Consider the following 24,730-nt stretch of genomic DNA (forward strand, 5'->3'; position numbering starts at 1 on the left):
GGCGTTGCCCGGGACCGCTAGCGCCGGATGACCCAGTCGGGCGTCGCCGATGGCGGCGCGTCGTTGTCGAGACTCGCGACGCGGTCGCTGGTGTCGATGAAGACGTCGACGCGCAGATTGACGGGAAGGTCGGTGCCCGGTTCGAGCGCGACGATCACGTCGAGAACGCGCGCGTCGCGCTTCTCGTCGGCGGTATCGGCATTGACGATCTTGGTGCCGATGCGCGGGCTGATGCGTTCGATGCGGCCGGTCAGCCGCCGGCCGCCGAGCGCGGGCGCGGCGATCTCGGCGCTCTGCCCGACAACGAGGTCGGCAATGTCGGCCTCGTCGATCTGCGCGCGCACCACGAGCCGGGACGTGTCGCCGATCTCGGCGATGGCGGTCGCCGGCTGGGTGGAGACCGCTTCTCCGGCCTCCCGCAGCAGGCGCAGCACCGTGCCGTCGCGGCTCGCGCGGATCACGGACTTGGCGACATAGGCCTCGGCCTCGGCGAGTTGTTCCTGCGCGAGATCCACCTCGGCGCGGGCGGCGAGCGTCTCCTCGGCGCGGGAGCCCTCCTTCAGGAGCGACAATCCTTCCTCGGCCGTGTCGAGCTGCTTCAGCGCGACGGTCCGCACGTTGGCCGCCGCCTGCAGCGCGCGCCGCGAGACGGTGCCGTTCTTCTGCAGCTGGGTGGCGCGCTGGAGATCGGCCTCCGCCAGTTCGAGGCCGGCCCGCAGCTCCGCGACGCGGCTTTCGCCCTGCGCCACTTCCTGCAGGCGCGAGCCGTTCTCGATGCGCAGGAGATCGGCGCGGCGGATCGCCAGCTGTGCCTGCGCCTGCGCGACCTTGGCGCGCAATTCGCCGTTGCCGAGTTCGGCGACGATGTCGCCGCTCTTCACGCGGTCGCCCTCCGCCACGTGCAGGACGGTGATGACGCCCGGCAACTCGGAGGCCAGCTCGATCGTGCCCCCCGTTGGCTCGACGACGCCGAGACCGGCGATGATCGTCGAGGCGCGCGCGGACGCCGGAGGGTCCGCAGCGCCGGCCGATGCGCCCGGCGTGCCGCTGGCCTCGCCCGGCACTGCCTGCGAGGCGCTGTCCTGCGGCCCGTCGCCGGGCCAGAAGCCGAGGTAGGCGGCCCCGGCCAGGAGTCCGACCGCGACGATCTTGACCGACGTTCTCATTCGATGTCTCCGGACGGCATCGACGCTCGCTGCGGTTGGTCCACGACGATCCGTCCGTCCTCGACGGTGATCTCGCGGTCGACCTTGTCGACGAGGCGCGCATCGTGCGAGACCAGCACCACGATGCGGCCCTCGCGATGGGCAAGGCTTCGAAGGGTCTCCACCACGACGAGACCGCTGGCGCCGTCGAGCGCGGCGGTCGGTTCGTCGGCGAGGATCACCAGCGGATCGTGCGCGAGGGCGCGGGCGACCGCCACGCGCTGGCGCTGGCCGCCGGACAGTTCGCCCGGCCGGTGGTCGGCGCGGTCGGCGAGCCCGAGATCGGCGAGGAGCGCGCGGGCGCGTCGTTCGGCGGATCGCCGGTCGTGTCCGACGAGGTCGAGCGGCAGCGCGACGTTCTCCCAGGCCGACAGGGTGGGAAAGAGGTTGAAGAACTGGAACACGAAGCCGATCCGCCGCAGCCGGATCGCCTGCAGCTGGCGCTGGCCGAGGCCCGTCGTGGTCGTGCCGCAGATCGACACGCGGCCGCTGTCGGGCGTCTTCAGGGCGCCCATGAGCTGCAGCAGCGTCGTCTTTCCGCTGCCCGAGGGGCCGCGGATCAGCAGGACTTCGCCGGGACGCGCCGTCAGCGAGACGCCCCGCAGGGCGGGCGTCGCGGCCTCGCCGCGTCCATAGGTGAGGGCGGCGTCCTCGACGACGAGGGCCTGGTCGGACGTGCTCATCGGAACACGCTCGTCGGGTCGATGCTGTAGAGCTTGCGGACGGCGAGCATCGAGGAGATGGCGCACATGGCGAGCGTCAGCACGCCGATCAGCGCCAGCGCGAGAGGCGAGAGGAGGATCGCGGCGGGCGAGGAGGTCGAGGAGGCCGCCATGGCCCAGGCGATCGTTCCGGCGATGACGAAGCCGATCGTGCCGGCGATCATCGCCTGCTTCAGGACGATGGCGTTGAGATAGCCGCTGCCCGCGCCGATGGCGCTGAGCGTGGCGTATTCGGCGAGGCGCTCGACTGTCGCCGCATAGAGCGTCTGCGCCACGATGATGATGCCGACGAGACCGCCGAGCGCGGCGCCGAGGACGAGGGCCGATCCCGCCCCGGTGGTGAGGATCCAGTAGTCGCGGGTCCGGGCCGCGAAGTCCTGTGTGGTCAGGACCTCCTCCTTGTCGAGCACTGCGCCGAGATCGGCCGCCAGCGCTGCCGGCTCGACGCCGGGGGCGGCCTTCACCAGCATGTAGCTGGCGTCGCCGTCGTTGATGTTGGTGTAGCGCAGGGCGTTGGCGTAGGAGGTGAAGACGTAGGGCGACTGCGTGAAGGTACGGACCCCTTGCGTGAAGCCGACGACGACGGCGCGCCGCTCGGCGATCTCGACCCGGTCGCCGATGGCGTTGACGCCGAGCTTCTCGGCATAGAGCTTGTCGATCATCACCGCGTTCGGGGCGGCGAGCGCCTCGGCCGACCCTTCCACGACGTTCCACGGTGCCGCGAAACCGGTCTGCGGATCGAAGCCCACGATGATCACCGACTCGGTGCCGCCGGCCGGTTTGCGCCAGCCGGTGAACTGGATGATCGTGCGGCTGACCTCGGCGACGCCCGGCACGGCCCGTGCGCGGTAGAAGGCGGGCTGGCGCAGGATGCCCGACTGGTCGACATTGCTGGTGCCGCGCGCGGCGACCCACACGTCGGCGCCGGCATTCTCGACGAGGCCGGCCGAGGCGCGGATGAAGCCGATCAGCATGCCCGTCTGCATCGAGATCAGGACCACGGCGAACACGATGCCGACCACCGTCGCCGCGAAGCGGATCGGGTCGTGCCGAAGGTTGCGCCATGCGATCAGGGTCGTCATGCAAAGATCCCGTCAGGACAGTTCGGCGCCCGGCCGTGGGGCCGGAGCGTGCCGCCTCGCGGCGAAGGCGCGAGGCCACCGCTTAAAGGTCTCCGCCGCAACGCCTGTCATGGACGACTGCATCGGGGTTCAAGCGCAGAGATTAGGCAAGAAGAGTTAAAAGGCGATGAGGATGGACATCCTTCGCCCGACCCGATCGAAAGCCCTCGGCGGAATGCGCTGAAAGGGGCCATCTAGCCCGATTTTGCAGGCCTTTCGCCGCTGGTTCGAGCGGCTGGCGCCGGTCTCGGCGTTTCCCAGAGGAAGGGACGGGATAGAAAGGGATGCGAAGCAACTTCACGTTGGAGGTCTGCAACCGGCGTCGATCTTGCTGGGACCGTAGCGGTTCAGGTCAACGGCTGCGCTCGCTTCAAGGGTTCTTTACGGATCGTGTCCAATAATGCACCAACAAGGACCAACCGTTATTTGCCGTGGAGCTGCGCCGCGGTCGTCGGGAGTCGAGGGGCCGAAGGTCCGCCGGCCCCTGGGGATCGACGGGCGATCCCGAAAGATCGAGCCCGCCCATGCCGCTCCATCCCCGCGACGATCTCGCCGCGTATTTCGCGACCCTGCTGCGGGTCTCGCGCGGCTCGATCTCGACGAGCGCGAACGTCCTCGATCTCGGTGCCGACTCCATCATGCTGCTGGAGGCCCGCAGCTGGATCGAGGTCCGCTACGGCCGGCGCATCGAGATCCGGCAGTTCTTTGAGGACCTGAACACGATCGATGCGATCGCCGCCTTCCTAGCGGAATCGGGAGCCGAAGCCGACGCCGCAAGCGGGGCCGACCCCGAAACGCCGGCGCCGGTGTCTCGCGCCGGAGCCGTGCCGATGCCGGGGGCAGCGCTCGCCGGGTCCGCGCCGGCCGACATCCGGCTCATGCGCGCGCAGCTCGCCATGGTGGCCGCGGTGATCGAGGCCCAGAACCGCCTGGCCGCGACCCTTCGCGCTCGCATCGCGGCCCCGCGCCCGTTCGACACGCCGCAAGCTGCGGGACGAGCCGCCGACCACACCGGATCGAGCCCATCGGCCGCGGCGGCGGCGATCCAGGAAACCGAGGTCACGCCCGCATGAGCCCGCCCACCACGCTCAACGACATCCTGTTTCAGCGCGCCGCGCGGGAGCCGGACGCCATCGCCTATCGCTTCCATGCGTCGCGATCGCAGGAGACGGTCGACCTTTCGATGGCCGCGATCGCGCGCAGCGTCCGCTCGATCGGTGCCGCCCTGCAGGCCCGCCGGCTGAGGGGCGAACGCGTCGTCCTGGCCCTGCCGCACGCACCCGAGTTCATTCTCGCCTTCTACGCCTGCCTCGCGGTCGGTGCGCTCGCCGTGCCGGTGCCGGGGCAGCGCGCCGGCAAGAGCGACCCGCGCTTCGCCTCCGTCCTCGTCGATGCCGGGCCCGCGCTGGTGATCGCAGAGCCCGCGACCGCGCCGTGGCTGCGCGAGGTCGCGGCGGCCCACGCCGAAGCGACGGGGCAGGCGGCACCGATCGTCGCGACGCTCGAAGACCTGGCGGGCGATCCCGCCGACTTTCGCCGCGAGGCCATCGAGGCCGACGACATCGCGATCGTCCAGTACACGTCGGGCAGCACCGGCGATCCCAAGGGGGTGATGATCTCCCACGCCAACTTCGTCGCCAATGCGGGGCTGATCATCGAGAAGCTGCGCCTCGGCCCGGCCTCGCGCGGCGTTCTCTGGCTGCCCTTCTACCACGACATGGGGCTCGTCGGCGCCGTGATCGCGCCGATGGCGGTCGGCGGGACTGCCGATCTCATGTCGCCACAGGCCTTCGTGCAGTCGCCCGCGACGTGGCTGCGCAAGCTCTCCGCGATCGGTGCGACCACCGCGGTGGCGCCGAACTTCGCGCTGGAGCGCTGCTGCGACATGGCGACCCCGGACGTCGTCACCGGTCTCGACCTTTCCGCGATCACCTGCCTCCTGACCGGATCGGAACCGGTCAATCCCAACACGATCGAGCGCTTCGCCCGCACCTTCGCGCCCTGCGGCTTCCGGGCGGACGCTCTTCTTCCGTCCTACGGCCTCGCCGAATCGACGCTGCTCGTCACCGGAAACCTGCGCGACCACCTCGGCCCGACGATCCGCAGCTTCGAAGCGGAAGCGCTGAGTGCGAACCGCGCGGTGTCCGCCGGCGAAGGGGCCGTCTCGCAGCGTCTCGTCGGCAACGGCGCACCGGAGGGGCGGGTCCGCATTGCCGGGGTCGAGACCGGGCGGGCCCTCGGCGAGGGAGAGATCGGCGAGATCTGGCTGACGGGGGCGAGCGTTGCCAAGGGCTACTGGGGCCGGCCGGAGGTCTCGGCGGAGGCGTTCGGGGCGCGGCTCGCGGGAGAGCCGGAGGCCGGTCCCTTCTACCGGACCGGCGATCTCGGCTTTCTCCTCGGCGACGATCTCTTCGTCACGGGGCGGCTGAAGAACCTCATCATCGTGCGCGGGCGCAATCTCTACCCGCAGGATATCGAGGAGGCCGCGACGCGCGACCTGCCCGATCTCTCGACCGGCGCGGCGGCGGCCTTCGCGGTGGACCGCGGCCGGGGCGAGGAGGTCGTGCTCCTGGCCGAGGCGACGCGGAGCGGCGTCACCGCCCTCAAGGATCGCGACGCGGCCGCGGCGCTCGTGGCGGACGTGACGAAGCGGCTCGGCGACGGCCTGCAGATCACGCCCGCCGAGATCTGTATCGTCAAGCCCGGCCGCATCCCGCGCACCTCCAGCGGCAAGATCCAGCACGGGGCGGCGCTGGCGGAATGGCGCGAGACGGGGTTCGAGCCCCATCTCGTACACCGCTGGACCCGTCCGGTTCCGGCCGTCGCCGATCCGGACGCAGTGCCGCTGGCCATCGCGACGCGCGGCGAGCTCGAAGCCTGGCTCGTGGAGCGTCTGGCACGCCATTCCGGGCAGGCGCCGCATCAGGTCGATCTCGACGAACCCTTCGCAAGCTACGGGCTCGACAGCGTCACCGCGATCGAGACGATCGCCGCGATCAACGCGCTCGACCTCGGCGCGCGCCGCGTCCAGCCCGTCGACCTCTACGACTACCCGACGATCCAGCGGCTGCTGGACCACATGTTCGACACGCCCGAGGAGCCGACCCTGCCGGCCGCGGACGAGACCGACGCCGCGACGCAGGCCGATCGCGACATCGACCGCGAGGCCGCGGCGTTGCGGGCGCTTCTGGACGGCTGACGTCGCGATCCGGGGAACGGAATCGGGGCACGGCAGGGCAGGGGAACGAGGCGATGGCGAAATTGACCGAACACGAGCTGCACGATCTGCTCCTGCGGGCGCGCAAGCGGATCGAGGCGCTCGAGGCGGGCGGGCGCGAGCCGATCGCCATCGTCGGTCTGGCCTGCCGTCTGCCGGGCGCCCCGGATGCGGCGACTTTCTGGGCCAACCTCCTTGCCGGCGTCGACGGCGTCGGCCCCTTGCGCGACGGTCGCTGGGACACCGGGGCGCTCGTGGGGCAGGGGAACGCGCCCGAGCCCGGCCGCATGCGCACCGCCGATGGCGGCTTCCTCGGCGACATCCGGAGTTTCGACGCGGCCTTCTTCGGCATTTCCGGCCGCGAGGCCGATTACATCGACCCGCAGCAGCGGCTGCTGCTCGAAACCGCCTGGCATGCGCTGGAGGATGCCGGCCTCGTTCCCGCCAGTCTCTCGGGCACCGACACCGGCGTCTTCGTCGGCATTTCCTCCAACGACTACGGTTTCCTGCAGGCCGGCGGGCGCGCGGCGCGCGAGGCCTGGGCCGGGACGGGCAACGCGCTCAGCATCGCCGCCAACCGCCTGTCCTACGTCCTCAACCTCACCGGGCCGAGCCTTGCCGTCGACACGGCCTGCTCGTCCTCGCTCGTCGCCGTGCACCAGGCCGTGCGCAGCCTTCGCCTCGGCGAGACCGGCCTCGCCGTGGTCGGCGGCGTCAACGTCCTTCTCAACCCCGACGTCTCCATCGCCTTCTCGCAGGCCGGCATGATGTCGCCGACCGGGCGCTGCCGGACCTTCGACGCGGCCGCCGACGGCTATGTCCGCTCCGAGGGCGTCGGGGTCGTGATCCTCAAGCGCCTCAAGGATGCGATCCGCGACGGCGATCCGATCCGCGCCATCGTCGCGGGATCGGCCGTGAACCAGGACGGCCGCGGCAACGGGCTGACCGCGCCGAACGGGCCGGCGCAGCAGGCGGTGATCCGCGCCGCCCACAAGGATGCCGGCATCGGCCTGGAGGCGGTGGCCTATGTCGAGGCGCACGGGACCGGAACACCGCTCGGCGACCCGATCGAGTTGAACAGCCTCGCCAGGGCCATGGCGGGCCGCGAGGGCGAGCCCGTGCTCGTCGGCGCGGTAAAGGCCGCGATCGGCCACACCGAGGCGGCCGCCGGCATCGCGGGCCTGATCAAGACGGTGCTGGCGATGCAGGCGGGGGAGATCCCCGCGCAGCCCCATCTCGCCGCGTTGAACCCGCATCTGCGCGACGCCGCGCAGACGCTGGCGGCGCCGGTGCGCGAGCGGACCCCGTGGCCGCCGGGGCGCGACCATGCCGGCATCTCCGCCTTCGGCTTCGGCGGCACGAATGCGCATGTCGTGCTGAAGCGCCACCGAGCGGAGGTGCCGTCGCCCGCCGTCGTCGTCGCCGGTCCCGAGACCGCCATCCTCGTGCTGACGGCCAAGAGCGAGCCGGCGCTGCGCGCGCTCGCCGGGCGCGTCGCGGCCGACCCGCCCGCCGACCCCTGCGATCTCGCCGCGAGCCTGGCCGCGCGGCGCACCAGCCATGCGCACCGGCTCGCCCTGCCGGTGCGGCGCGACGCCCCCGACGCGGTCGGTCCTGCTCTCGCCGCCTTTGCCGCCGGGTCGTCCGGGCGCGTCCGGTCGGGGCAGCGCCTCGGCAGCCGGCGGCCGCGCATCGTCTTCGTCTTCGGCGGGCAGGGATCGCAGGCGCCGGGCATGGGCGCGGCGCTCTATCGGTCGAGCCCGGTCTTCCGCGAGGCGCTGGACCGCTGCGCCGGCGTGCTCGACGCCCATCTCGGCATGTCCCTGCAGACGCTGATGTTCGAGACCGACGGCGAGGTGCTGCGCGACACCGTCCACGCGCAGCCGGCGATCGCCGCGCTGCAGTTCGCGCTGGCGCAGGAACTGCGCCAGCGCGGCGTGCGGCCCGACGCGGTCATGGGCTACAGCCTTGGCGAATACGTCGCCGCGTCGGTCGCGGGCGCCCTGCCGGAAACGCAGATGCTGGCGTTGATCGCGCGCCGCGGGGCGCTGATCCAGTCGCTGCCCGAGGCCGGCTCGATGCTCTCGCTGCGGGCCCCGGCGGAGTTCGTCGAGGCCGAATTGCAAGGCCGCGAAGGGGTTCTGTCGCTTGCCGCGGTGCTGTCGGAGGGGGCGGTGGTGGTGGCGGGCGCCTCGGACGCCGTCGCCGCGCTGCGCCGGCGCGCCGAGGCGGGCGGCTTTGCCGCGCGGCCCGTGCCGGTGTCGCACGCCTTTCACTCGCCGCTGATGGAGCCGGCACTGCCGGCGCTCGCACGGCTCTGCGAGGCGGCCGGGTTGCGCCCGCTCGACCTGCCCCTCGTCTCCAATCTCGACGGCGTATCGAGGGCGGCGGGCACGATGCTCGCGCCGGAGCACTGGACGCGCCAGGCCCGCGAGCCCGTTCAGTTCCAACGCTCGATGGAGACGTTGGCGAGAGATCCAACCACCATCGTCGTCGAGATCGGCGCGGGGATGACACTGACGACGCTCGGCCGCGCGACCGGGACGCTGGAGGCCGGCCGCTTCGTGCCGACGCTGCGCCGGACCGGCGACAGTGTCGAGGCGATCGAGGATGCGGTCGCCGCCATCGTCGCGCTCGGGCTGGACCTCGGCCGCGACGTGCTCGGCGATGGCACCCTGCCGGGCTCGGCGTTGCCGCTCTACCCGTTCGACCGCACGGTCCACTGGATGGAACCGGCGCGCCACGTGGCGGCGCCGATGGCACGGGACGAGCCTTTGCCGAAGCTGGCGCCGGCGTCGCTTGCCGCGCAAGAGTTCGCACGGGCCGACGCAGGGGAGGACGACCTCCACGACCTCCACGACCTCTTCGCCGACCAGCTGGAGCTCGTGCGCCGAACGATCGTCAGCCAACTGGAGGCCATGGAAGGCGCCCCGCTGCCGCCCGGCCTTCGCAGGCCCGATGGCGTTGCGGAAGACGCCGGCACCGATGGTCCGCGGGTTCCGGCTCCAGAGCCCGCCCCGCCGTTCGCTGCCGAACCGACGGCCGGGCGCGTCGCGAACTGCGATGCGACAGGACCGGCGCCCATGCGTCCGGCCGCGGAACTGATCTGGCTCCTGGCGCAGAAGAGCGACGACGCCTCGCGCGCCTATCATCTCCCCGTCCTCCTCGACATCGCCGGGCCGCTCGATCCCGCCGAGGTCGAAGCCGCCTTCGGCACGCTCATGGCCCGGCACGAGGCGCTGCGAGCCCGCTTTCCCGCGCATGGCACCATGGTCGTCGTCGACGTCGCGCACGCCCGGCCCGACTTCAAGACGGTCGACGGGCGGAACTGGCGCGAGGACAAGCGGGAGGCCTGGATCGGCGCACTCGGCGACCGGGTGTTCGATCTCGCCGCCGATCCGCTGCTTCGCGTCCGGCTGCTGCGCGTCGGCGAGGAGGCGTGGGTCCTGTCGATCGAGGCCCATCACCTCGTCTCCGACGGCCTGTCGATGAACATCCTCGTCGGCGAACTCGCCGCGCTCTGCAACGCGCGCCGGCGCGGCGAGACCGCCGTGCTGCCGCCGGCCCCGTCCTACCGCGCCTTCCTGAGCGAGCGGGCGGCCGCCCGAACGGATGCGGGCGCGGCCGAGGACCGGGCCTACTGGATCGAGCGTCTCGGCGCGGGCGCGCCGGTGCTGGATCTCGCCACCGACGGGGTGCGCGGATCCGCCAAGGGCTGGCGCGGCGACAGCGTGCTGGAGATCCTGGATCCCGCCGAGACCGAACGACTGAAGGGGGCGGCCCGCTCGCTCGGCCTGACGCCCTTCATGCTCCTTCACACGCTTCTGGCCGTGGTGCTCTCCCGGCTCGGCGGGCAGCGGACGGTCGCCATCGCAACCCCGACGGCCGGCCGGCCGGAAGGACCGGGGCGCGATGTCGTCGGCTACTGCTCGGACCTGATCTTCTCGCCCTGCACGATCGAGACGGACGTCGCGCTTGCGGACCATTGCCTGCAGGCGCGGAGCCAGCTCCTTCAGGACATGGCCCATGCCGATTATTCCTTCGCCTGGATCGCGGAGGATCTGCGCGGAACCGGCGCCGAACTGCCGCTCCAGGTCGTCTTCAACTATCAGAACGCCTATGCGGCTGCGGTCTTCGAGGGATTGTCGGTCGGGTTCCGGCCCCGGCCGCTGCGCTATCTCGACGGCGAGCTGACGCTGAACGCCGTGGAGGTCGGGGGCGGGCTGGCGCTCGAGCTGAACTACGACACCGGGCTCTACGCCGCCGGCACGGCGCGCGCGATGCTGGAGGCGTATGCGGCGCTCGTGCGGGCCGTGGCATCGGGCGCGCGCGGACCGCTCGGCACCCTTCCGCTTCTGACGTCACCCGCCGCGGAGCGCCTCGACCGGCTCGGGCAGGGCGAGGTGTGGCCCGCACCGGCCGAGCCCGCCTTCCGTCGGATCGAGCGGATCGCGGCCGAGACGCCGGACGCGGTCGCCCTGCGCCACGGGCAGCAGGCGCTGACCTACGGCGCCCTGAACGCGCGAGCGAACGCATTGGCCCATCGCCTTCTCGCCGCCGGGGTCGAGCCCGAGGCGCTCATCGGTATCCATCTGCCGCGCGGCATCGACCTCGTGGTGGCGCAGCTGGCGATCTCCAAGGCAGGCGGCGCCTTCGTCGTGCTCGACCAACGCCAGCCGGCGGAGCGGCGACGGCGGATCGTTGCGCAGGCAGGCCTTGGCATCGTCATCGGGCCGCAGGACGATCTCGGCGACACCGGCGCGCTCCTCATCGCCGTGGAGGCGGGGTCGCCGGTCGCGGACGCCGATCCCGCGCGTCCGGTCGGCACCGGCGCGCTGATGACGGTGATCTTCACCTCCGGCTCGACCGGCGAGCCGAAGGGCGTGATGATCGAGCACGGCCCGGTCGCCAACTACGTCGCCTGGCTCGGCCGGAGACTGGCGATCACGCCGGCCGACCGGGTCCTCCAGTTCGCCGCGCTCGGCTTCGACGCCAGCCTCGAGGAGATCTACGGCGCGCTCGCCCATGGGGCTGGCCTCACCCTTCGCGACGACGACCTGCCGGCGGGCGCTGCCGCCTTCTGGGACGACGTTGCCGCCAAGGCCATCACCGTCCTCGATCTGCCCACCGCCTTCTGGCACGAGCTGATGAGCGAGCCGGGCGCGCTCGCCCGTATTCCGGCCGGCCTGCGCCATGTCGTGCTCGGCGGCGAGGCGGCCAAGCCCGCGGCGGTGGCGCGCTGGCGCGAACAGGCCCCCCCGGCGGTCGGCCTCTGGAACACCTACGGCCCGACCGAGACCACGATCGTCTGCACCGCCGCACGCCTCGATGTCGGCGGCGATCCCGGCGACGGGTGGTCGCCGATCGACCTCGGCGACGGCCCGATCCCGATCGGAACGCCGGTCGCCAACGCCGTCGCGCTCGTGCTCGACGCGGCGCTGCAGCCGCTGCCACCCGGCGCGATCGGGACGCTTCATGTCGCCGGCACGCTGGCGCGCGGCTATCACGGCCAGCCCGACCTCACCGACGCCGCCTTCGTCGCGGTGCCCGGTCGCGCCGAGCGCTTCTATCGCACCGGCGACCTCGTGCGCTGGCGGCCGGACGGTCTCCTCGACTATCGCGGACGCGCCGACGATCAGGTCAAGCTGCGCGGCTTCCGCGTCGAGACCGGCGAGATCGAAAAGGTGATGGAGCGGCTGCCCGCGATCGCCGGCGCCACCGTGGTCCCGCACGACGTCGGCGGCATGACCCGCCTCGCGGCCTACGTGGTGCCGACCCCCGGCGCTGCGTTCGACCGCGTGGCCCTTCGGGCCGACCTCCTGCGCCAGCTGCCGGACTACATGGTGCCGCAGGCGATCCTGGCTCTCCCGCGCCTGCCGCTGAATGCCAACGGCAAGGTGGATCGCCGGGCGCTGCCGGCGGTGGACTGGCCGGCCGAACTCGCGAGCACGGGCATGAACGGGGGCGCGGCGGGCGGCGAGGGCGCGCCGCTGAACGAGAGCGAGCGCGCGGTCGCCGACATCTGGGCCGACGTCCTGGGGGTCGACGTCTCGGCGCTGTCGCCTGATAGCGACTTCTTCGCCGTGGGCGGCGACTCGCTCCTCGCGATGCGCGTCCTGACGCGGCTCGGTGCGGCGGGCTCGGCCGCGCTGTCGGCGCGCGACCTCTTCCGCGCCTCGCGGCTCGGCGATCTGGCGCGCCTCGTCGCTCCCGCTCCCGCCGGGGAGGCTCCGGCTCGCCTCGTGATCGAGCGGCAGCCGCGGGGGCAACCGCTGCCTCTCTCCCCCTCACAGCGCCGGCTCTGGTTCCTGCACCAACTCGATCCCGAGCGCGGCACCTACAACCTGCCATCGCGGATCGAACTGATCGGGCCGCTCGATCCCGAGCGCGTGCGCGCCGCGCTGGGTGCTCTCGTTGCCCGGCACGAGAGCCTTCGCTGCCGCTTCGTGGATTGCGACGGGGAGCCCCTGGTCGTGATCGACGAGGTGCGGGCGCTGCCCCTCGACGTCATCGACCTGTCCGACCGGGACGACGCCGATGCCGCGGTGGAGCGCGCGGCGCTGGCCGCCGCCTCGGCGCCCTTCGATCTCGAGATCGGGCCGCTCGTGCGCGCGGCGCTGTTCCGCCGCTCGGCCACGGCGCACGTGCTCGTTCTCGCCGCCCACCACATCGTCACCGACGGCTGGTCGATGGCGATCCTCGGCCGCGACTTCGCGCTCGCCTATGGGGCGGAGGCCGACAGCGGCCCGTTGCGCGGCCTCGGGCTGCCCGCGCTCGACTATGCCGATTTCGCGGCCGTCTCAACCGGCGCGCGGCAAGCGCTCGACACGGAACCGCTGCGCGCCTTCTGGCGCGGACGGCTCGGCGATCTTCCCGAGGTGCTGGAACTTGCGAGCGACCATCCGCGGCCCGACGTGCCGAACGGCGAGGGCCGCGTGCATCGCTTCGCCTTGGCGCGCGAGGAGGCCGCACGGCTGCGCGAGACCGCCCGGCGCCTCGGCGTGACGCCCTTCGCCGTGCTCTTCTCGACCTGGGGCCTGCTTCTGGCGCGCCTGAGCGGGCAGGGCGCCTTCGCCATCGGCACGGTCACTGCCAACCGCACGCTGCCGGGCTCGGAAGAGGTCGTCGGCTTCTTCGCCGACACGCTGGCGCTGCGCTTCGACGTCGCCGACGAGCCCGCCTTCGAGGCGCTCTGTCGCCGCGCGCAGGGCGAACTTCTCGACGCCATGGCGCATGCGGCGCTGCCCTTCGAGGCGATCGTCGAGGATCTCGTCACCGAGCGCAGCGAGGCCCATTCGCCGATCTTCCAGACGCTCTTCGTCTGGCAGAACACGCCCGCGCCCCCGCAGGAGGTCGCCGGCCTCGCGATCCGCGCGGTGCGGCTCGACAAGGGCGCGACGCAGTTCGACCTCGTGCTCGACATGACGGAGACCGGGGACGGCATCGAGGCGATGCTGGAGTATCGCACCGAGCTCTTCGAACCCGAGACGATCGAGGATCTGGCCGGGCGGTTCCGCCGTCTCCTCGCCTCGGCCCTCGACGCCCCCGATGCGGCCGTGGGCGCGCCCGCCTTCCACGACGGGCCGGTCGTCGCCGCCGTCGCGGCGATGCCCGATATCGCGGACCTGCGCCTCGATGCGATCCTCGACGCCCATGCGCGGGATCGTCCGCACGCCGTCGCCGTGGTGCATGAGGCTGCGGACGGGCGGGCCACGCAGCTGACCTGGGCCGAGTTCGAGGCCGCCGCCGCCGCCATGGCGGTCTTCCTCCAGGATCGGGGCGTCGCGCACGGCGACCGGGTGGCGATCGCGGCCGAGCGCAGTCCGGCGCTGCTCGTCGCGATCTACGGGGCGATGAAGGCGGGCGCGGCTTATGTGCCGCTCGACCCGGCGGCGCCGACCGAGCGCCAGCGCAGCCTCCTCGCCGCCTCGCGCGCCTGCTTCCTCCTGACCGAGGCGCCGCTGCTGCCGCTCTTTGCGGACGCCGACGGCCGGCCCGGCGTGCCGTATCACCTGCTGGAGAACCCGCTTCCCGCCGGCCGGGGCCCCGTCCGCCCGGCGCGTGATGCCGGGCTGCCGCTCTACGTCATCTTCACCTCGGGAACGACGGGCACGCCGAAGGGCGTCGTCGTGCCCCATCGCGGCGTCGCCAACATGGCGCTCGGCATGGACCGGCGCCTCGGCGTCGGTCCGGGCGACAGCCTCCTGCAATTCGCGCCGCTCAATTTCGACGCCTCGGCGCTGCAGATCTTCGTGCCGCTTCTGGCGGGCGGCCGCTCGGTCCTCCACCATCGGCCGAACAGCCTGGGCGCGCGCGACTTCATGGATCTCGCCGGCCGCCATGGCCTCACCATGCTCGACCTGCCGGCGGCGCTCTGGCGCCAGTGGGTGGACACGATGACGGAGGAAGGCCTGCGCATGGCGCCGACCATCCGCATCTTCCTCACCGGCGGCGAAGCCCTGTCGGGGCGCACGATGCGCCGCTGGGCCGCGCTCTGCGACCGCGAGGTGACGTTCCTCTCCTCCTACGGCCCGACCGAGGCCTCGATCACCGCGACGGCCTATCTCAGCGACAGCCGCGCCATGGCCGACGTCGGCGACGCCGCGCCCGACATCGGCCGGCCGCTGCCGAACGTCGCCGTTCACATTCTCGACCTCTTCGGAGCCCCCGCCGCACCCGGCACCATCGGCGAGATCGCCATCGGCGGGCCAGGTGTCGCGATCGGCTATCTCGATGATGCCGAGCGGACCGCCGGCGCCTTCGTGGAGCGGGCGGGCCTCGGCCGCGTCTACCGCACCGGCGACTACGGCCGCGCCACGGCGCGCGGCACGTTCGAGTTCCACGGGCGACGCGATGCGCAGATCAAGATCCGCGGCTTTCGCATCGAGCCCGCCGAGATCGAGGCGGCGCTGCTTGCCCATCCCGGCGTCGCGGGCGCTCTCGTCTCGGCGCAGAAGACGGCGGACCGGCGCTCCCGCCTCGTCGCCCATGTCGTGCCGATGGTTGGCGAAACCAGCGAGGCCGGCGAGGCGGATGCCTTGGTCGCCTCGCTTCGGGCGCGTCTCGAAACAGTGTTGCCCGCGCACATGGTGCCGGCGGCGATGCGTCTTCTTCCCGCCTTCCCCCTGCTGCCGAACGGCAAGATCGACCGCCGGGCGCTGCCGCCCGTCCCGGACGGGCCGGCGGCTTCGCAGGCCTTCGAGCCACCGCGCGAGGGACCCGAGGCGGTGCTCGCCGCCATCTGGCGCGAGATGCTGGCCCGCGAGAGCGTCGGGCGTCACGACAATTTCTTCGAGCTCGGCGGGGACTCCATCCTCAGCCTGCAACTGGCGGCCCGCGCCCGGCGGGCCGGCCTCCTCTTCGACGTGCGCGCGATCTTCCGCCACCAGACGCTCGCGGCGCTGGCTGCGGCAGCCGCCAGCGCCGACGCCGCCGATGCCGACGAACCGTCCGCCGAAGCGCTCCTGCCGGCCGGCATGACGATCGAGGAGCGCGACCGCCTGCTGGCGGATCGGCCCGGCGTCGAAGCGGTGCACGACGCCACGTTCGGGCAGGAGGGCATGCTGTTCCATTCGCTGCTCGCCCCCGAAAGCGGCGCCTTCCTGCTGCAGACCCGCATCGACTTCACGCAAGGGCTCGACGTGGCGGCGCTGAAGGCGGCGATCGGCGACCTCACCGCCCGCCATCCGGTCTTGCGCACGGGTTTTCTCTGGGAGGACCGGGCCCATCCCCTGCAACTCGTCCATCGCACGGTGGACCTGCCCTGGAGCGAGGTCGACCTCACCAGCGCCGCCGACGAGGCGGGCGCGCTCGACGAGCTGGCGGCGGCCGATCTCGCCCGCCCGCTCGATCTCGCGCATGCGCCGCTGATGCGGCTCACACTGGCGCATCGGCAGGGCGGCCACACCCTGGTCTGGCTGAAGCATCATGCGATCGTCGACGGCTGGAGCATGGGGCTCCTCTATGACGACCTCGTCGCCTTCTACGGCGCCAGGTCAGTGGGCCACGCGCTCGACCTCGATCCCGCGCCCGGTTTCGAGCGCTACGTCCGCTGGCTCTCGACCCGCAACCGCGCCGCGGCCGAAGCCTACTGGTCGCTGGAGCTGTCCGGCTTCGACGCGCCGACCGAACTCGGCATCGGCCGGGACCCGGCGGCCGAGACCGGGGCGGTCGGCCTCGCCGCGCGCCGGATCGACCCGGACGCCTTCGCCCGGTTGGTCGCTGCGGCGCGCGCCGAGCGGGTGACGCTCGCGACCCTGGTGATGGGCGCCTGGGCGCTGCTCCTGTCGCGTTATTCGGGCTCGCGCGAGGTGCTAGCCAACGTCACCGTCTCCGGTCGGCCGCACGATCTTCCCGGCGCCGAGGACATCGTCGGCATGTTCCTCAACGCGCTGCCGCTGCGCGCCGACGCGGACGACGGCGAGGCGCTCTGGCCCTGGCTGCGCGCGCTGCAGGAGCGGCAGGCCGCCAACGACGCGATGGGACATCTCGGTCTCGTCGACATCCAGCGCTTTTCCGGCGTCGCCACCGGCCAGCGGCTCGCCGAGACGCTGGTGATCGTCCAGAACGCGCCGCTCGGCGCCGCGGCGTCCGGCAGCGGCGAGGGGCTCGGCGGCCTCGTTGTCGGCATGGCCGGCCTCCAGAAGACCAGCGCGCCGATCACGCTGTTCGCGGAAGGCGAGGCAGGCGGGCTCGCACTGCGCGTCCAGTACGATGCCGGTCGCTTCGATCCGTCCGAAATGGCGGTGCTGACGGAGCGGTTCGAACGCCTCCTTCTCGGCATGACGGAAGGGGAAAGGCTCGGTGATCTCCGCCTGATGGATGCCGACGAGGAGGCGTGCGTTCTCGCCCGCTCCGCCGGCCCGCTCGCGCCCCTGCCCGACGCGCCCTCGCTGATCGCGCTCTTCGAGCGGCAGGCGACGCGGACACCGGAGGCGATCGCGCTCTTCGACGAGAGCGACCGCCTCTCCTATGCCGAACTCGACCGGCGGGCGCGCCGCATCGCCTTCGCTCTGGTCGATGCGGGCGTCGGGCCCGGCGACGTGGTCGCCCTCCTCACCGAGCGCTCGCTCGACGCCACCGCGGCGCTTCTCGGCATCATGAAGGCGGGCGCCGCCTTCCTGGCGCTCGATCCCGCCTATCCGGTCGTGCGCCTCGCCCATGTGCTGGAGGATGCCGGCGCCGCCATCCTCGTTCATGCAGGCGATCTCCCGCCCGGCTTGGACGCCGTGGCTCCCCGGCGCCTCGCGCTCGCAACCGCGCTCGGGACGCCGGAGACAGGCCGGGGCGAGACGCCCGGCGCGGCCGTGCTCGAGCCCGGCAGCCTCGCCTATCTCATCTACACGTCCGGCTCGACCGGCCAGCCGAAGGGCGTGCGCGCTCTCCATCGCGGCGCGCTCAACCGCTTCGGCTGGATGTGGCGCGAGATGCCCTTCCAGGTGGGCGAAGTCGCGGTGCAGAAGACGGCGCTCTCCTTCGTCGATTGCGTGTGGGAGATTTTCGGTCCGCTCCTTGCGGGCGTGCCCTCGCTGGTGCTGGACGACGCCGACGCCCGCGACGTGCCGGGCCTTGCCGACCGCCTCGCCGCGCACGGCGTCTCGCGGCTCGTGCTCGTGCCGACGCTGCTGCGCGCCCTCGTCGACCTCCATCCCGACCTCGGGAACCGGCTGCCGAAGCTCACGCACTGGATCTCGTCGGGCGAGGCGCTGTCGGCCGATCTCGTCGCCGACTTCCGCCGCGCGGTGCCGAATGCCCGGCTGGTCAACCTCTACGGTTCGTCGGAGGTCGCCGGCGACGTCACCTGGTTCGACACGGCCGACATGGTGCCGGATGGAACGCGGCCGGCCTCGCTCGGCCGCCCGCTCGACAACTCGGCGATCTACCTCCTCGACGCGGCGCGCCGCGCAGTGCCGGACGGCCTGCCGGGCGAACTCTGGATCGGCGGCGCCCATCTCGCCGAGGGCTATCACGGTCGGCCGGAGCTCTCCACCGAGGCCTTCGTTCCCAACCCGTTCGGCGAGGGGCAGCTGTTCCGCAGCCGCGACTGGGGCCGGCGCGAACCCGACGGCACCATCACCTTCCTCGGTCGCCAGGACGGACAGGTGAAGATCCGCGGCATGCGGGTCGATCTCTCCGAAGTCGAGACCGCGCTGCGCGGCGTCGGATCGGTCGGTGCCGCGGTCGTCCTCGACCGTCCCGGCAGCGACGGCCGGGCGCGGCTCGTCGCCTATTACACCGGCGGCCTCGATCCCGCGGATCTGCGCCTCGCCCTGGAGGCCGCGCTGCCCCGCCACATGGTGCCGGCCGCGCTGGTGGCGCTGGCCGACATCCCGCTCCTGCCGAACGGCAAGGTCGACCGGCGTGCCCTGCCGATCCCGGACGACGAGAGCGCGTCCGCGGCCGGACCCGTGGTGCCACCGCAGAGCGCGACGGAAACCGCGCTTGCTGCGATCTGGGCCGAGGTGCTCGCGCGCCGGCCGCAGGACATCGGCCGGACCCACAACTACTTCCATCTCGGCGGCGACTCGATCTCGGCGATCCGCGTCGCGACCCGCGCCGCCGCCGCCGGTCTCTCGGTCGGCGTGCGCGATCTCTTCGAGACCGCCACACTCGCCGATCTCGCCGCCCGGGCGGACGCCGCCGCCGGTCCGGCGCTCGGCGACGTCGCCCTCGGCGCGGGCTTTCCGATGCTGCCGGTGGACGCCTGGCGATCCGTGCGTGTCAGCCTTGACACTCCGATGCCGCACGAGGAAGCGCACCGCGCGCTCGCCGCGCTGATGGCTCGCCACGACCTCCTGCGCGGCCGGATCGAGAACCGGCCGCAGGGCCCGGTTCTGGCTTTCGGCGAGGGCGTCGACGCCGAGGCCCCGGCAGCTTTTGCCGCGACGATCGACGGCGGAGAGGACGGTGTCGCGGCGATCGTGCTGCGCGCCCATCCGCTGCTGCTCGATGCCATGGGTTGGCGGATCGTCCTGTCGGATCTCGCCGCGCTGATCGCCGGCCGGCCGCCGGCCGGTGCCGCGCCCCGGCTCGCGGTCCTGCCGTCCGTCCCGATCGACGCCGCGCTCGAGCCTTGGACGTCGAGGCGCCTGTCGCCGGATCTCGACCTCGCCGACCTTCCGGCCCTGGCAGCCCGTCACCTGCGCACCGAGGCCGACGCGCTCATGGCAACCGCGCTCATGGCGTCCATGTCCGGTTTGCCCGGACCTGTCGGCCTGATCGTCGCGGAGCGCCCGGCCGGCACGGCGGGCCTTGCCACGGCAAGGGAGCGCCTGATGGCGCTGCCGCCCTCGACCGGCGACCTCGCGGCGGATCTGCGCGCCGCCAAGGCGGCCCTGTGCGCCCCGGCGGACCCTGCGCTCGACGAGGTCGGCCTGACGGTGCGGCTTGTCGGCGGCGATCCGGCCTTCGCCGGTTGCACCGTGGAGACGCCGGTCCTGCCGTTGGCGTTCGGGGCCCCGCCGCATCTCGAACTCGGCCTTGCCGGAGGATTGCTGCGGCTCGGCCTTCACGGCTGCAACGAGGTGCCGGCGGTGCTCTGGGCGCTGCCCGATGCACTGGCGGCGGCCTTGCGCGCGCTCGCCGTGCTGGCCGCGCAGCCGGATCCGACCGTCTGGCTGGACGGCGATTTCCCGCTGGCGACCTTCAGGCCCGGCGGGCTGGGTGCGCTCGCCGCTCGTTATCGCGACCTCGAAACCGTCCATGCCGCCACGCCCGGCCAGACCGGGATGATCTTCCACGCCCTCGCCGATCCCGACAGCGCGGTCTACGGCATCCACACGACGCTGAAGCTGGGTGCCGGCCTCGATGTCGAGGCGCTGCAGGCAGCGCTGGACGCGCTCGTCGCGCGCCATGCCATCCTGCGCACCAGCTTCGACTGGTCTCTGTCCGACCGGCCGCTCCAGATCGTCCACGGCCATGCGCGGCTGCCGCTCGAACGCCTGAACTGGCGCGGCCAGTCGGTGGACGACCACGACGCGGCGCTCGCCGATCTCCTGGCGGCCGACCGGGCAAGGCCGATCGATCTGTCGGCCGCGCCCGCCATGCGCGCGACGTTGGGTCTGGCGCCGGGCGGCGGCGGAACGCTGCTCCTCGCCGTCCATCACGCGGTGGTCGACGGCTGGTCGCTGCCGCTGCTCCTGCGCGATCTCGCGGCCCTCTACGACGGGCTCGTCGGACTGTCCGTTCCCACACTGAGCCCGGCCCCCGACTTCGCGACGCATGTCGGCTGGATCGCCGCGCAGGACCGCGAGGCGGCGCGGGCGCACTGGCGGGACGGCTTCGCCGGGCTGACGGCGGGAACCGACCTCGTGATCGGGCGCGGCATCGAGGCCGAGACCGGCGCCTTCGCCAGTCATCGCATGGTGCTGGACGCCGCCGTGCTCGCGCCGCTGGCGCGCCGGGCCCGGACCGTGGGGATCACTCTCGGCACGGCGATCCAGGGCGCCTGGGGCCTCCTCCTCGCGCGCTACAACCAGGCGGAGGATCAGGTCTTCGGCGTTACCGTCTCGGGCCGTCCTGCCGATCTTCCCGGCATTGAGGACGCCGTCGGCCCCTTCGTCAACGTGCTGCCGCTGCGCATGCGGACCGTCGATGCCGAGGAGGTCCCGGCATACCTTAGCGCGGTGCAGGAGACCCACGCCCGCAACGATCGCTTCAACCACCTGACCTTCGCCGACATCCAGAGCCTCAGCGGTCTCGCCCCCGGCGAGCGGCTCTGCGACAGCCTCCTGGTCTTCCAGAACTTCCCGCTCGACGGCGGTCTTGCGGCGCGGCTCGCGGCCCCCGACGCGTCGGCCACGGGCGGGGCGGGGCTCGTCGACCTCATCCGCGGGATCGACGGACACCAGACCACGAGCTACGCGCTGACGCTCTTCGTCGTGCCGGAGGGCGAGGGCCTCGCGGTCGAGTTCGTCTACGATGCCGGACGCTTCGCGGCCGGCGAGATCGCCGCGCTCGCCGGGCATCTCGCGACCCTCGTCGAGGGCCTCGGCACCGCACGCACGCTCGGTGAGGCCGGCATTCTCCGGCCGGAGGCGGAGGCCGCGCTCCTCTCCGCCAGCCTCGGGCCGGACCGGCCGGCGCTGGCGGCCCGATCCCTGCTGGCGCTCTTCGAGGCCCGCGTCGACGCCGCGCCCGACGCTCCCGCCCTGATCCAAGGCGACGGGGTCGCGACCTATGCCGAGATCGAGGCGCGCGCGAACGTCCTCGCCGCAGCGCTGCGGTCGCGCGGCATCGGCCGCGGCGCGGTCGTCGCCGTGCACATGGAGCGCTCGCCGCTGACCGTCGCCGCGCTTCTGGCGGTGGTCAAGGCGGGCGCCGCCTGGCTGCCACTCGACCCCGCCTATCCGGCAGACCGGCTCGCCTTCATGATCGAGGACAGCGGCGCCGCCCTCGTCCTCACCGATGGCGGTTCGCTCGCCGTCGCCCCCGCCTGCGCCGTGCTCGACGCCGGTGCGGTGCTGGCCGCGGGCGGCCCGGCGGAGCGCGTGGCCCCCGCGCTGACGCCGGACGATCTCGCCTACCTCATCTACACCTCCGGCTCGACCGGCCGCCCGAAGGGCGTACGGGCGCTGCATCGCGGGCTTCTCAACCGCCTCGAATGGAGCTGGCGGGCGCTGCCCTACGGCGCCGACGAGGTGGCCGTCTTCAAGACGGCGCTGCCCTTCGTCGACTCGGTCGCCGAGATCTTCGGGCCGCTGCTGGCCGGCGTGCCGGCCGTGGTCGTGGCGAACGACGACGTCGCCGATACCTTACGCCTTATCGACACGCTCGCGGCGCGCCGGGTCACCTGGATCGTGCTCGTGCCATCGCTGCTGCGCGCCATTCTCGACCTGCCCGGCGGCGCGGCGCGCCGGCTCGGCGCCCTACGCACCTGGATCGTCAGTGGCGAGGCCTGCATGGCCGAGCTGGTGGCGCGGTTCCGGGCCGAGCTGCCCGGCGCCCGGCTCGTCAACTTCTACGGTAGCTCCGAGGTTGCCGGCGACGTCACCGCCTTCGACACGGCGGGGATGACGGTCGAGGATGCGCGCGCCCCGGTTCCCATCGGCCGGCCGATCGATCGCTCCGGCACCTACGTGCTCGACCGCCGGCGGCGGCCCGTGCCGCAAGGCCTGCCCGGCGAACTCTACGTCACCGGCGACAACCTGGCGGACGGCTATCACGGCCGGCCGGACCTCGATGCGGAGACCTTCCTGCCGAACCCGTTCGGCGCGGGGCGCATGGTCCGCACGCAGGACTGGGCGCGCTGGAACGCGTTGAACGAGATCGAATTCCTCGGCCGGCAGGACGGGCAGATCAAGATCCGCGGCATGCGGGTCGAGATCGGCGAGGTCGAGGCGGTGCTGCGCAGCCAGCCGGGTGCGGGCGATGCCGCGGTGCGCTCCGTGCCGGCGCCGGGGGGCGGGTCGGCCCTCGCGGCCTACTGGTGCGGCCCGGCCGAGCAGCCGGTGCTGGCGGAGGGCCTGCGTGCCCGGCTCGCGGGGCATATGGTGCCGCAGCACTGGACGAGGCTGCGCGCGCTGCCGCTCCTGCCCAACGGCAAGATCGACCGCCGCGCGCTGCCCGATCCCGAGAGGGCGCAGGGCCGGAACCACGAAGCGGACGCGGAGGCGGAGCCTTCCGGCTATCTCGAAGGCCTGCTCCTGCCGGTATGGGCGGCGGTGCTGGAGCGTCCCGAGACCTCCGTGCCGGCGACCGAGGACTTCTTCGCGCTCGGCGGCCACTCGCTGGCCGCGGCGCGCGCCGTGGCGGATATCGCGCTGCTGACGGGCATCAAGCTTCGCCTCCGGCAGTTCTACGACGCCTCCAGCCTCCGCACCGTCGCCGCGCGGCTCGAGGAGGACCTCGTGGCCTCGGTGTCCGGCGAGGATCTGGCACGGCTGATCGAGGAGGCTCGGCGCGAGCTCTGCGGGGAGACGAGGCGATGACGGCAGGATCCCTCTCCGCGGCCTGGGCCGACCTGCCGCGCGATCTTCGCGACGCCGTGCTCGCCAAGCTGCTCGCCCGCCGCCTGCGGGATGGAGCGGAGGCGGACGAGCCCGCGCTCACCCGTATCGACCGCGGCGGGCCGGTGCCGGTCTCCCTCGAACAGGCCTTCATCCTGCGCCAGCAAAGGCGGTTCGGCGGACGCGTCGCCTGGACGCTCGCCGCGCCGCCGATCGTTCTCGACGACGTCGATGTCGATGCCGTCTGGCGCGCCGTGGCGACGCTCGCCCGCCGACACGACGTGCTGCACATGACGATCCGGGAGGAGGGCGGGCGCCTCCTGCAGCGGCTCGACCCCGATGCGCCCGCGCCGCTGAAGCTCACGACGCTGCCGCTGATGGCGGCGCTGACGGGCGCCGAGGGCTGGGTGCGTCGGCGATACGAGACGATGCTTGCCGAGCCCTTCGATGCCGCGACCGGACCGCTCTGGCGTGCCGAGCTCGTCAGCCGGGGCGAGCGCGGCGTCCTCCTCCTCTGCTTCTGCAGCCTCGTCGCCGATGGCGAGGCGCTGCATCTGATCGAGGCGGAGCTGCGCGCGCTTTATGCCGCCGAACTGGGAGGCACGGCGTCGCAGTCGCCGCCGCCGGCACTCGACTATGCCGACTACGTCGCAGCGCAGGACCGGCTGCTGCGGGATGCGCGCTTCGGCTCGGCGCTGTCGTGGTGGCGCGAGCGCCTCGCGGGCGGCCCGCCCGAGGGGTGGGCGGACGGGCGCGAGGGCCTCGGGCCCGCCCGCCTCTACGAGCAGGAGATCGGGGCCGAGACCGGCCGCGCGCTCGACGCCCATGCCGCCGCACACCGCACGACGCCGCATGTCGTGCTCCTCACCGAGTTCGCGGCGGTCCTGCGCGAACTAGACGCCACCGACGACGTCTGGGTGGCGTCGGCGACGACGTCGCGGCAGATCGCGGAGACGCAAACCATGATCGGCACGTTCGCGCGTCTGCTGCCGCTGCGGCTTCGCTGGCCGGCAGCAGGCGATCCGCTCGGACCGGTCGGCGCGACGCTGCTCGAGGCCCTCGACCAGGAACCCGTGCCGCATGTCCTCCTGCAGGAGATGCTGGACGCCGCCCATCCCGCCGCGCCCTCGCCGTTCCGCTACATCTTCAACCATCGGCAGGTCGGCGAGGATGCCGAAGGGGGTGATCGCGGCGACGTGCCGTTCCGCGCCGGACCCCGCCATGCCGAGGCGCATCGCGAGGAGCACATTCTGCTGATGGTCCTGCAATCGGGCGAACGGCGCCGGTTGCATTGGTACCTGCGAACGGACCGCTTCGGCCCGGCCGACGCCGAACGACTGCTCGCGGGCTTTCTCACGGCCCTGCGCCGAAGGCTCGGCATGCCGCTCGCCGGCTGGAATTAACGCCGGCGGGCCTTGATCTGCAGGTGGTGAGGTATGTTGGTCAGAGCGTAAGCGACAGGCCGTCGAAGGACCCGTCGCGAACGGTCGAAGACCCGATCCGCGCCCTTTTCGGCGAG

General features: G+C 72.7%; 7 protein-coding genes. 4 read left to right on the forward strand and 3 right to left on the reverse strand.

The features are described from left to right. Window positions 1-17: 17 nt before the first annotated feature. The 3 genes from AUL33_RS09915 to AUL33_RS09925 are packed head-to-tail and all read right to left on the reverse strand — an operon-like array spanning window position 18 to window position 3,009. A complete protein-coding gene (locus AUL33_RS09915; protein ID WP_062207101.1) occupies window positions 18-1,166 on the reverse strand; it encodes an HlyD family secretion protein in 1,149 nt (382 codons plus the stop codon). Next, the gene (locus AUL33_RS09920) at window positions 1,163-1,888 is read right to left on the reverse strand and encodes an ABC transporter ATP-binding protein (RefSeq protein ID WP_062207103.1); all 726 of its coding nucleotides are present in this window, start codon (window positions 1,886-1,888) and stop codon (window positions 1,163-1,165) included. The genes AUL33_RS09915 and AUL33_RS09920 overlap by 4 nt, the downstream gene beginning before the upstream one ends. Continuing rightward, window positions 1,885-3,009, reverse strand: coding sequence for an ABC transporter permease (locus AUL33_RS09925; RefSeq protein WP_062207105.1), 1,125 nt, complete (start codon window positions 3,007-3,009; stop codon window positions 1,885-1,887). Before AUL33_RS09925 ends, AUL33_RS09920 begins: the two co-directional genes overlap by 4 nt. A 563-nt stretch (window positions 3,010-3,572) precedes the next feature. Between AUL33_RS09925 and AUL33_RS09930 the strand changes: the two genes are divergently transcribed. From AUL33_RS09930 to AUL33_RS09945, 4 genes are read left to right on the forward strand one after another with little or no spacing between them, the layout of a single operon-like run. Next, window positions 3,573-4,121 (forward strand): acyl carrier protein, encoded by a 549-nt coding sequence (locus AUL33_RS09930; protein ID WP_062207109.1) that lies wholly within the window; start codon window positions 3,573-3,575, stop codon window positions 4,119-4,121. After that, window positions 4,118-6,247, forward strand: a complete 2,130-nt coding sequence (locus AUL33_RS09935; protein WP_062207118.1) for an AMP-binding protein — start codon at window positions 4,118-4,120, stop codon at window positions 6,245-6,247. Before AUL33_RS09930 ends, AUL33_RS09935 begins: the two co-directional genes overlap by 4 nt. Before the next feature lie 53 nt (window positions 6,248-6,300). Further along, window positions 6,301-23,193, forward strand: a complete 16,893-nt coding sequence (locus AUL33_RS09940) for a hybrid non-ribosomal peptide synthetase/type I polyketide synthase (protein ID WP_062207120.1) — start codon at window positions 6,301-6,303, stop codon at window positions 23,191-23,193. Beyond that, window positions 23,190-24,614, forward strand: a complete 1,425-nt coding sequence (locus tag AUL33_RS09945; protein ID WP_062207122.1) for a condensation domain-containing protein — start codon at window positions 23,190-23,192, stop codon at window positions 24,612-24,614. The genes AUL33_RS09940 and AUL33_RS09945 overlap by 4 nt, the downstream gene beginning before the upstream one ends. Window positions 24,615-24,730: the final 116 nt, after the last annotated feature.

The sequence above is a fragment of the Aureimonas sp. AU12 genome (assembly GCF_001463705.1).
Taxonomy (GTDB): Bacteria; Pseudomonadota; Alphaproteobacteria; order Rhizobiales; family Rhizobiaceae; genus Aureimonas.